The organism is Dellaglioa sp. CoH-57-MRSF-21 (assembly GCF_056781915.1).
The window spans coordinates 47,136-57,040 of the sequence record NZ_JBXAXU010000002.1 but is presented as its reverse complement, the minus strand read 5'-3'; the positions used below and the strand labels follow the sequence as shown (position 1 = coordinate 57,040).

Sequence of the window (9,905 nt, the reverse complement as noted above, 5' to 3'; positions counted from 1 at the left end):
TGTACTTCTTCATTAGTTTGGTGATTGGTACTTACAAATGCAAGTTCTTCACGTGACAAAACTTCAGGTTTATTTTTAAAAACGGCTAATTCATTTTGAGCCTCATTCTCAGAAACTGATATTTCAAATAATCCTCGAGCTAAAGCGTGCTTGTTATTAGCAACTACATTTATATTTGCTTTTTTTATCTGTTCATTTTTTTCATCAAACACATCAGGCTCTAAATTTGTATTTTGTAATAAAGTATCTTCTTGTTTATTATCTTCGATTACTGAATCTACTTCTGGTACTATTTTTTTAGCTACACTATCCACAGAATATAACGTATTTTCATCATTATTAGATACTTGATTTTCCTCTTCAGCAAAATCATCAAACAGTAAATAAGTATCCTTTGCTTTAGTTAATTGAACTAAAATTTTCCGATACCTTACGTTTTTATTTTGCTTTTTATTTGTAAAAAATGTGGGGATTTGTTTTGGTTTGAAACCTCGAGAATAGCGATTAATTTGTGCTTTTTCACTTTGACTATCTATCTTTGTCTCTTTGCGCGCAAATTTCTCATTGTGATGTGGTTTATTTACATCTTTTTTTAACGTTTTCTTATAAAATGCAGGTCCATCGTAACGCTCCATTAATTTCATCCTAACTATGTAAAAAACTAATTGCAATAACCGCAATTAGTTTTTATAAATCTATATTATGCAAATAATTTGGCTGCCTTCTCAAAATCGAATGCATCACCAACATGATTCATCTTTTCATCTAAAACTAAAATACCATGGACAGTTGGAGCATTAGGAATAGCCAACTCTTGAGCTGAACAAACCATGCCATAACTATCAATACCACGTAATTTACCCGGCCAAATAATAGCCCCAGTTGGCATCATTGCGCCAACTTTAGCAACAACAACAAGCTGACCTTGTTCAATATTAGGTGCACCACAAACGATATCTAGTGTCTCACCATTATTGACTTCAATTTTTGTGATATGCAAATGATCAGAATCAGGATGTTCATTACATTCAGCTACATATCCCACAACAAATTTAGGATCGTCATCGACAACAAGTACATCCTTAAATCCAGCAGCAACGATAAGTTGATTTAATTTTTCTACTTGTTTTTCATCTAAAAAGATTTGTCCGTTACCTACTAAATCAAGTGATTCTTTAGAGATTTCTAGAAAATTAAATCCCAACGTTTCATTCGATTTTTCATTGAAAATACGAACGACATTATTTTTTAATTCTGACTTTTGGTTTTCTACCTCTTCACGTAAAACAACCATTAATGTATCGCCAACGTTCTTTAAATTATAACTTGCTATTAACATATTTATTTATGAGTTCCCTTCTTATTATCACTAATGACTAAGACGTCACATGGCGCATTTCTTAGAATTGCATCTGTTGTTGATCCATTCACAAATCTTTCAACAACGTTAGCCCCTGTTTGCCCAACCATAATTAAATCAATATGTTTTTCTTCTGGTATTTCACGACTTAATAAAACTTTAGAAGATCCATATACTAAAATAGTTTCAACATCAATAACGCCCTTATCTATCGCAATTTGTTTGTAGTCGGCTAAGGTATCATTTAATCGCTTAACTTCAGTTGTAACGTCATCTTCATCTTCAGAAAATGTATTGTCAACACTTCGCTCAACAACATGTACAACTATTAAACTAGCCTCGTTTTTTAAAGTACTCTCAACTGCCTGATTAAATGCACGTTCAGATTGCACACTTCCATCTATCCCGACCATTACTCTTTTATAAACTTGTTCAAACATCACTATCACCCCAATGGTTTAGTCTAATTTGTTCATAAATGATTCGATTTGTTCTTTCGTTTTACGCTCTTTATTCACATAACGATCAAGCTCAACACCGTTATTGTATGCAACAAAACTCGGAATACCAAAAATACCCCAATCTTGGCAAAGTTCAATTTGTTCATCGCGATCTACTTTATAGAATTTAAAATCGGAATACTCTGCTTCAATTTCAGGCATTAATGGTTCAATAAAGTTACAGTCTGGACACCAACCTGCCGTAAAATAAAACAATGATTTACCATTCAATAATAATTCATTTAATTTATCTTTTTCTAAAACTTTTAATTTTTCCAATCTAACTACCCCTTAATGATTGTATCGACAGTTGAACGGTCCAATCCTAAAATTGTTTTTTCAAGTAATTCTTTTGCTGCTTCATAGTCTCTGATTGAGAACATTGTTTGATGCGTATGAATATAACGTGCACAAACGCCAATAACAGAACTTGGAATACCATTATTTGCTGTTTGAGCTGCGCCAGCATCAGTACCACCTTGAGAAACAAAGTACTGATAAGGAATATTGTTATCCGAAGCAGTATCCAATAAAAATTCTTTTAATCTAGGAAGCGTTACTAATCTTGGATCATAAATTCTGATCAACGTTCCTTCACCAAGATGTCCAAATGTTCCCTTTGTTGTTTCAATATCATTTGCTGCTGAACAGTCGACAGCAAAAAATAAATCAGGTTTCAGCATATTTACTGCACCTGGCGTGCCTCGTAGTCCAACTTCTTCTTGAACATTAGCACCAGCGAATAAAGTATTTGGTAATGTTACGTCTTTTAATTTTTCAAGTGTTTCCAGTACTGCAGTACAACCGTAACGGTTATCCCATGCCTTACTAATAATATTTTTACCATTAGCTGTTTTAATTGTTTCAACATCCGGAACAATATAATCTCCTGGTGCAATACCAAACTCTTTTGCTTCACTTGCAGATTCAAATCCACCATCAAATAAAATATCATTAATTTGTGGTGTTGCATTTTGATGATTATCACCACGCAATAAATGAGGTGATACTGAAGAAGAAATTATTGGGTACGTTTGACCTGATCGTGTTGTTAGTGTGAATCGTTGTGAAGAAACAACAAATGGATTCCATCCACCAAGTGGGCGAACTGAAAATAACCCATTGTCATTAATTGCGGCAAGCATGAATCCAACTTCGTCCATATGAGCAGCGGTCATAATTTTAGGTGCATTTATATCTGCATTTTTACGGATACCAAAAATCCCACCCAAACCATCCTGAACAACCTCATCAACATTTGGTGTCATTTTTTCGCGCATTACATCACGTACGTTATTTTCAAATCCACTTGTTGCCTGAAGTTCAGTCATTGTTTTAACTAAATTAAACGTTTTATCATTCATATTAGAGAGCCCCTTTTCATTTTATTGGACGAATTAGTCCCAATTTTGTCTACTCACTTAGCTTAATATTTCTTACTTTATATTATATAATAGTACCATAAAAGAATCCATGAATGTAGCTTAGTTACTATGTAACGGCGTTTTTACAAAAAAAATCTGGAATTTTTATTCCAGATTTTTAGACGTATTAAAATGTGCTTCTAACTTATAGATAGGCTGTCCCTTTTTACTAAATTTTTCTTCATATTCAGTCATGACATTATCTTCAGCTTCAACGCTTGCATGTAAATCAAGCCAAACTTGATCATAACCCATTCCATACTCATTTAAACTAACTAATGAGTATTCAAACAAGCCACGATTATCTGTCTTAAATTCAAGATGACCATCATTTTTCATAACTTTTTCATAGCCTTTTAAGAAACTGCCATGAGTAAGTCGACGTTTGGCTTGTCTTGTTTTAGGCCAAGGATCTGAAAAATTCAAATAAATGCCATCAACTTCATTATCATCAAAAAATTCAGTTACCGAATCACCGTTACCTAAAATTAATTGTAAATTTGGAATTTGTGCTTCAACTTGTTTCTTCAACGTAATTGCTGCAATTGTCGTTTGCAATTCAATTCCGATAAAATTATATTCCGGAAATTTTCTAGCCATTCCCATAATAAATCCACCCTTACCCATACCTATTTCAATAAAAAGTGGTTGTTTTTTCTCAAATCTTGATTGCCATTTACCCTTAAACTGATTAGGTGATGTTACAAGTAGTTCCGGATGTTCTGCAATTAACGGTTCAGCCCATGCTTTATTTCTTAATCTCAACTTATATATCCTCATTTCATTTGATAAAGTAAGTGGGGCTAGAACGTATTAATCGTTTTAGCCCCACTTACTTTTTAATCCATTTTTATATTATATTTTTGTAATTCTATTATTGCCTGATTCATTTCATGAAATCGACTTAATTGATGTGCTTTTTTTATTCGTTGTAATTTTGCTATTATAATGTACCAGTTTATTCTGTTTAATAAATCGTTATTCTCCAATGACTCATGATAACCACTCAGCCAACTACTCCATTGTGTATCTGGAATGTATTCAGACATAACTAAGCTCAAATCCATAGCAGGATCAGCAATTTTTGCTGACTCCCAATCAACTAAATATAATTGATTAGTATCAGACTGTAACCAATTTCGATGATTCAAATCACCATGACAAACTGTATACTTATCCGTTGATAGTTCAGGTTGATGTTCATTTAATTGCTGAAACATTTTTGATAGCAAGGGGTGCTGCTTTAAATCATCACTCAAATCGTCAAAATAATTAGCTAATAAGCCACTAGGTGTGATAACTTCTCCACCAACCTGTCTCAACATATTTTTTAATTGCTTTGAGCGATGAATTTTAGATAATAATTCAGGAACCATTTTTTGATCCATTTCATCAGAATGAAGGTTTCGTCCATTTAGCCACTCTTGTGCAGTTATTGTATCCCCACTTGAGATTCGCTTAGTCCAAATTAATTTTGGTGTAATACCAGCAACTGAGAGCGCAGCTAAAAAAGGTGACATATTTTGTTTCAAAAACACCTTTTCTTGTGCACGTGTACCCATGTATGCAGTGCCTGTATCTCCACCAATTGGTAACAATTGCCAACCGGGATCTAAATTAAAATCCATACTATTATTACCTCTTTTTCCCGACTAAGCTCTGATGCTATAGTTTCATCTTACAAACATCCCTATTATACGTCAAGGATTTTTTTAACTCTGGTAACTAAGTAAACATTAGTAAACAGCATTATTTCCACTAAACTCACCAAAACACCATAACCCATCATTAAAAATTGTCCTGTACCAATATAGATTGCGATATTAAAAAGTACTGCACTTACACTTATAATTGTTAATGTAAACTTTTTGAAATTCTTAATTTGATACTCTTTTCCTTTTGGATATAGTCTAGTAAAAATAATATTATCGTAATGTTTTGCAAAAGGTAACAATTGAAAACCAATCAGATAAATAAATAAGATTAAAAATGCGAGTGCTAGCCAACCATTTGAAATAAATGCAATAATTAGCGCTCCAATTAGAGTTAATCTAATAAATAAGCCACTAAATTCAGTTCCGCGAATAAATCCCCTTGCATATAAAAATGTATAAACATTTGCGTCATCTTTTTTAATATGATTTAAAATGAAATCAAGGTACACTCTTCTCTTAACATTCCCTCTAACCATTGGTACATCAGTAAATAAATTAAAGAAACGGTAAATCCCTAACATTCTATTTTCTTCAAAACTGATTGCTTTTTTCCAATCAAAGATTTCCTTAAATCCTTTTGCAGCTAGCTGATTTAAAACAAAGCTACTTAAAATAGCAACGATAAAACTCAGAATAAACGTACCATATAATCCAAGGATATAAATCAAAATAGGCAATAAAATATTAACTAATTTGATACTTCCCCAACTAAACCGGTTATTTTGATATTTTTCAAGTAATGAAATGACTAACCAATTATTTTTCAAGCATAGTTGCGTTAAAATCAAGAAAATAATATTGATTACTGAGATTTTCATTCCAATCATCATAACTGGGATAAGTAACACAATAAATCCAACTTGCATTAAGCTGGCCATAACTGTTGAATAGCGTTTTGCCTTTTTTAAATAACTAATTAATGCATGTTCCTGTGGTAAAAGAAAAACAATATCCGCTTCTTTTAATAACGTACTTAAACGGCCGATTTGTAAAATCACCAGTAATCCAATCACTAATGCAGGCCGATACCAAACTAAATTAACAGGCATCACCTTTAGCCCATTTGAATAAGCCAAACCAAGTCCACCAACAAAAAACATAATTGCAACAACAAAATGATCATTCAAAACATATCGTAAATATTTTAATAATAATAACTGATGACTTTTTAAACGTGTTGTCCATAAGTCTTTCATTTTGTTACCTCTTCCTTAGTTAAACCAAGATAAATTTCATCTAAGGAAGCATCTGGATTCTTATAGGCTTGTCTTAATTCAACCATTGTTCCTTGTGTTTTAATTTCACCTTTATTCAGTAAAATGAACCAATCGCAATACTTTTCAGCTGTGGCTAAAACGTGAGTTGACATTAAGACACTTGCGCCACGCTTCTTTTCAGCAACAATTAACTCTAATAAATCGTTAATTGCTAAGGGGTCTAGCCCGAGAAATGGCTCATCAATAACATAAAAATCAGATTCTGTTAAAAAAGCACAGACAATCATAACTTTTTGTTTCATCCCTTTTGAAAAGTTAGCGGGAAACCATTCTAACTTGTTATCAAGTCTAAATATTTTAAGTAATTCATTAGCTTTTTTCCATGCCTTAGTTTCATTCAATCCATAAGCCATCATTGAGAGTTCAATGTGTTCTTTTAATGTTAATTCTTCATAAAGAATAGGCGTTTCAGGAATATATGCTAAATGTGATTTATAAGCCTGGCTATCTTCCCTTAAGGTTACGCCATTTAATTTAATAGTTCCTTTTTGCGGGGTTAATAACCCAATTATATGATTGATTGTAGTCGATTTACCTGCACCATTTAAACCAATTAAGCCAACGACATTTCCAGGTTTAACTTCAAAAGAAATATCTTTTAAAACTGGTATTTGAGAGTAACCACCCACTAAATTTTTAACTTCTAATGTCATTTTCTAATTCCCCATTTACAATTTATTTATGCCTTTAATTATATCATATTATGGTGAATTATCATTCATGATGTATAATAAAAGTATTAACTAACTTTGAAAGAAGGCAAACATATGACTGACTGTATTTTTTGTAAAATAATTGCCAATGATATTCCTAGTTTCACCGTATACGAAGATGAAGACATTAAAGCATTTCTTGATATCTCACAAACAACCCCAGGCCATACACTTGTTATTCCAAAAAAACATGTTGCTAATATTTTTGAATATGACCAAGCACTCGCTAGTAAAGTTTTTTCTAAAATTCCAATGATTGCTTCCGCAATTAAAGTAAGCAATCCAGATATTCAAGGGATGAATATCGTCAATAATAACGGTGAACTAGCTTACCAATCTGTTTTTCACTCACATTTTCATTTAATTCCTAGATACTCAACAAAAGATACTTTTAAAATGTCATTCAAGGATAATTCCAAGAAGTACACATCCGAGCAACTTGAATCAATTATGATGTCAATCAAGAATAAGATTGGAGAAAAATAATGTCAAAAACACTTAAACGAATTAGTTTGTTATCAATTATTGGTGGGTCAGCATACTATGCCTATAACCATAGAGATGAACTTATTACTTTTGTTGCAGATAAAAAAGTTCAGTTAAAAGCAGATTTTTCTGACTATCAAAATGATATCAATCGCGTAACTAATTCATCAAAAAAATTGCAGTATGCTACAGATCATCTGAATACGATTATCGAAGAAACATTACCCATCGTCGATTCCATTAGCAATCGTATAGAAAAGTTTACTTATGAGATCGAGCCAAATATCAATAAAATTAATAAAAAATTAGAAAAGTATCAATGAATTAGGCTTTTAAAAGTTTGATTTTTTTGTGAATTTTCGGTCATTTACTTTCATTATATGATAATTATGTTATATTAAACGTATTAGTCTTTCATTGAGAAGACAAAAAATTTAAGAAATAGGATGTGTTAGGTTATGAAAAAATGGCTTGTTGCTTTAGCCGGCGTACTATTAACATTTACATTAGCGGGTTGTGGGAGCTCAACAGTTGCAACTACTTCAGGTGGTAAGGTTACAGAAAGTGCTTACTACGATAGTTTGAAGAAAACTTCAAGTGGTACATCAATTTTACAACAAATGATTTTGAACAAAGTATTGGAAAAACAATATGGTGATGATGTTTCTGATAAAGAAGTCACAAAACAATACGATACTTATAAAGCTAAATATGGTTCAAGTTTCTCATCTGTCTTATCACAAAACAGTATGACAAAGACTAGTTTTAAAGCAGAATTACGTTCTAACTTACTTTTAAAAGCTGCTGTTAAACATTACAGTGATTTAAGTTCTACAGCTGTAGATAAGCAATGGGAAGAATACCAACCAACTATTACAGTTCAACGTATTCAAGTTGCTTCAAAATCAGATGCAGAAAAAATCATCAAACAACTTGATGAACAAAAGACTGCTAAAAAGTTAACTGACAAATTTACTGCATTAGCTAAATCAAAATCAACAGATACAACTTCTGCAAGTACTGGTGGTACTTTAGCTGCATTTAACAATACAGATACAACACTAACAGCAGAATTTAAAAAAGCTGCATTTGATTTAAAACAAGGTAAATATACAACTACACCTGTTAAAACAACAGCAGGTTATGATGTAATCTTGAGTGTTAAAAATGCTGGTAAAGGTAAAAAAGCCGATCACATTTCTGACTTAAAAGAACAAATTGTTACTGAAACTATGGCTGACTCAACTAAATTACAAAAAATTGTTGGTAAAGTTCTTAAAAAAGGTAACGTATCAATCAAAGATGATGACTTGAAAGATGTTCTTTCAAGCTACTTATCATCATCTTCTTCATCTTCAAAATAAATACATCAAAACATCAGATTATATCTGGTGTTTTTTTTTCGAAAAAAATATCTCAATGGAATTTATCCATTGAGATATTTTTCAATTTAATTATTTGTTACATTACTGTCAGCATGTGGTTTATAGAAATTTCGACCATCCATACCAAATATACGTTCAGAAAATTCGCCCTCTTCTGTATGAGCCAATGACCCTTTCAACATTTGAATTGATGCATCAATATTATCAATTTGATGTAAAACATCTGCTTCAATTAAATGAGGTTGCACTGGTGAACCATACTCTAGTAACCCATGATGCGCAAGAACAACGTGACGTAATAAAATCATGTCTTCTGTCTGAAGATCAATTTTTAATTCACCTGCTGCTTTAACAATTTCTTCATCAATTAATACAATATGCCCAATTAAATTTCCAGCTAATGTATAAGTTGTTGCCACAGAACCTGATAATTCGATTGTTTTTCCTAAATCATGTAAAATCACACCTGCGTAAAGTAATGGTGCATTAATCACATCACCATATTCGGCAACAATTGATTTAGCTAATCGCAACATTGAAAGTGTATGGTAGGCTAACCCACCAGAAAATGCGTGATGATTTTTCTTTGCAGCGGGATAACTGAAAAAATCATCATGTTTTTCGGCAATGAGATATCTTACAATTCGATTCCAATTTGGGTTTGTAATTTCAAAAATAGCTTTATTAAATTCTTCTTCCATCTCATCTTTTTTCATTGGTGCACTAACGACAAATTGACTCGGATCATTAGGTTCACCCTCTTCAGTCAATCTAATATGATAGATTTTCATCTGTGGATTATTTTGGTAAACTTCACGTTTTCCTTTTATAAAGGCAACTTTACCCGTTTGAAATTGTTCAATTGCCTCTGGCGTTGCATCCCAAAGCTTAGCGCTAATTTGGCCTGAACTATCTTCAAAATTAAATGCAATAAATTGCTTATTATTCTTTGTATTTCTAACTTCTGCACTCTTAATTAAAACAAATAATGCTACGTTTTCGTCAACTTTATATTCAAATATTTTTTTCTCTTGTGCCATGTCCA

The 9,905-nt window shown here is 32.1% G+C and carries 13 protein-coding genes; 3 read left to right on the top strand and 10 right to left on the bottom strand.

The annotated features are described in order from the left end of the window. The 9 genes from AC1RPQ_RS02170 to AC1RPQ_RS02130 all read right to left on the bottom strand — a co-directional run. Nucleotides 1-635: hypothetical protein (locus AC1RPQ_RS02170; RefSeq protein ID WP_481761195.1), on the bottom strand; the 635-nt coding region annotated here is incomplete at its 3' end. Between the two features lie 65 nt (nt 636-700). Next, a complete protein-coding gene (ytpR, locus tag AC1RPQ_RS02165) occupies nt 701-1,339 on the bottom strand; it encodes a YtpR family tRNA-binding protein (protein WP_481761194.1) in 639 nt (212 codons plus the stop codon). Nucleotides 1,340-1,341: 2 nt separating this feature from the next. Next, nucleotides 1,342-1,800, bottom strand: a complete 459-nt coding sequence (locus AC1RPQ_RS02160) for a universal stress protein (RefSeq protein WP_481761193.1) — start codon at nt 1,798-1,800, stop codon at nt 1,342-1,344. 18 nt (nt 1,801-1,818) lie between these two features. Next, nucleotides 1,819-2,139: a thioredoxin family protein gene (locus tag AC1RPQ_RS02155; RefSeq protein WP_409022701.1), complete on the bottom strand. Its 321-nt coding sequence runs from the start codon at nt 2,137-2,139 to the stop codon at nt 1,819-1,821. Nucleotides 2,140-2,144: 5 nt separating this feature from the next. Further along, entirely contained in the window at nt 2,145-3,224 is a 1,080-nt protein-coding gene (gene pepA / locus AC1RPQ_RS02150) for a glutamyl aminopeptidase (protein ID WP_409022702.1), read from the bottom strand. A 165-nt stretch (nt 3,225-3,389) separates the two neighbouring features. After that, entirely contained in the window at nt 3,390-4,049 is a 660-nt protein-coding gene (gene trmB / locus AC1RPQ_RS02145) for a tRNA (guanosine(46)-N7)-methyltransferase TrmB (protein WP_409022703.1), read from the bottom strand. A 74-nt stretch (nt 4,050-4,123) separates the two neighbouring features. Continuing rightward, on the bottom strand, nt 4,124-4,912 hold the full coding sequence (locus AC1RPQ_RS02140) for a phosphotransferase (protein WP_481761192.1): 789 nt from the start codon (nt 4,910-4,912) through the stop codon (nt 4,124-4,126). Between the two features lie 65 nt (nt 4,913-4,977). After that, on the bottom strand, nt 4,978-6,195 hold the full coding sequence (locus AC1RPQ_RS02135) for an ABC transporter permease (RefSeq protein ID WP_481761191.1): 1,218 nt from the start codon (nt 6,193-6,195) through the stop codon (nt 4,978-4,980). Next, on the bottom strand, nt 6,192-6,929 hold the full coding sequence (locus AC1RPQ_RS02130) for an ABC transporter ATP-binding protein (RefSeq protein WP_481761190.1): 738 nt from the start codon (nt 6,927-6,929) through the stop codon (nt 6,192-6,194). The genes AC1RPQ_RS02135 and AC1RPQ_RS02130 overlap by 4 nt, the downstream gene beginning before the upstream one ends. Nucleotides 6,930-7,043: 114 nt before the next feature. Here AC1RPQ_RS02130 and AC1RPQ_RS02125 point away from each other — a divergent pair, with 114 nt between their 5' ends. From AC1RPQ_RS02125 to AC1RPQ_RS02115, 3 genes are all read left to right on the top strand, one after another. After that, nucleotides 7,044-7,475, top strand: coding sequence for an HIT family protein (locus AC1RPQ_RS02125; RefSeq protein ID WP_481761189.1), 432 nt, complete (start codon nt 7,044-7,046; stop codon nt 7,473-7,475). Beyond that, on the top strand, nt 7,475-7,798 hold the full coding sequence (locus tag AC1RPQ_RS02120) for a hypothetical protein (RefSeq protein ID WP_481761188.1): 324 nt from the start codon (nt 7,475-7,477) through the stop codon (nt 7,796-7,798). The genes AC1RPQ_RS02125 and AC1RPQ_RS02120 overlap by 1 nt, the downstream gene beginning before the upstream one ends. A gap of 135 nt (nt 7,799-7,933) precedes the next feature. After that, complete coding sequence (locus AC1RPQ_RS02115) at nt 7,934-8,839, top strand: peptidylprolyl isomerase (RefSeq protein WP_481761187.1); 906 nt, start codon at nt 7,934-7,936, stop codon at nt 8,837-8,839. A gap of 86 nt (nt 8,840-8,925) precedes the next feature. Here the strand turns inward: AC1RPQ_RS02115 and AC1RPQ_RS02110 are convergent, their stop codons facing one another. After that, nucleotides 8,926-9,900: a 3'-5' exoribonuclease YhaM family protein gene (locus AC1RPQ_RS02110; RefSeq protein WP_481761186.1), complete on the bottom strand. Its 975-nt coding sequence runs from the start codon at nt 9,898-9,900 to the stop codon at nt 8,926-8,928. Nucleotides 9,901-9,905: the final 5 nt, after the last annotated feature.

Bases quoted from the DNA above. Each gene is read 5' to 3' on its own strand.
- ytpR (WP_481761194.1), bottom strand. From the start codon at position 1,339: ATGTTAATAGCAAGTTATAATTTAAAGAACGTTGGCGATACATTAATG.
- AC1RPQ_RS02160 (WP_481761193.1), bottom strand. From the start codon at position 1,800: ATGTTTGAACAAGTTTATAAAAGAGTAATGGTCGGGATAGATGGAAGT.
- AC1RPQ_RS02125 (WP_481761189.1), top strand. From the start codon at position 7,044: ATGACTGACTGTATTTTTTGTAAAATAATTGCCAATGATATTCCTAGT.
- AC1RPQ_RS02120 (WP_481761188.1), top strand. From the start codon at position 7,475: ATGTCAAAAACACTTAAACGAATTAGTTTGTTATCAATTATTGGTGGG.
- AC1RPQ_RS02140 (WP_481761192.1), bottom strand. From the start codon at position 4,912: ATGGATTTTAATTTAGATCCCGGTTGGCAATTGTTACCAATTGGTGGA.
- AC1RPQ_RS02135 (WP_481761191.1), bottom strand. From the start codon at position 6,195: ATGAAAGACTTATGGACAACACGTTTAAAAAGTCATCAGTTATTATTA.
- AC1RPQ_RS02110 (WP_481761186.1), bottom strand. From the start codon at position 9,900: ATGGCACAAGAGAAAAAAATATTTGAATATAAAGTTGACGAAAACGTA.
- AC1RPQ_RS02115 (WP_481761187.1), top strand. From the start codon at position 7,934: ATGAAAAAATGGCTTGTTGCTTTAGCCGGCGTACTATTAACATTTACA.
- pepA (WP_409022702.1), bottom strand. From the start codon at position 3,224: ATGAATGATAAAACGTTTAATTTAGTTAAAACAATGACTGAACTTCAG.
- AC1RPQ_RS02130 (WP_481761190.1), bottom strand. From the start codon at position 6,929: ATGACATTAGAAGTTAAAAATTTAGTGGGTGGTTACTCTCAAATACCA.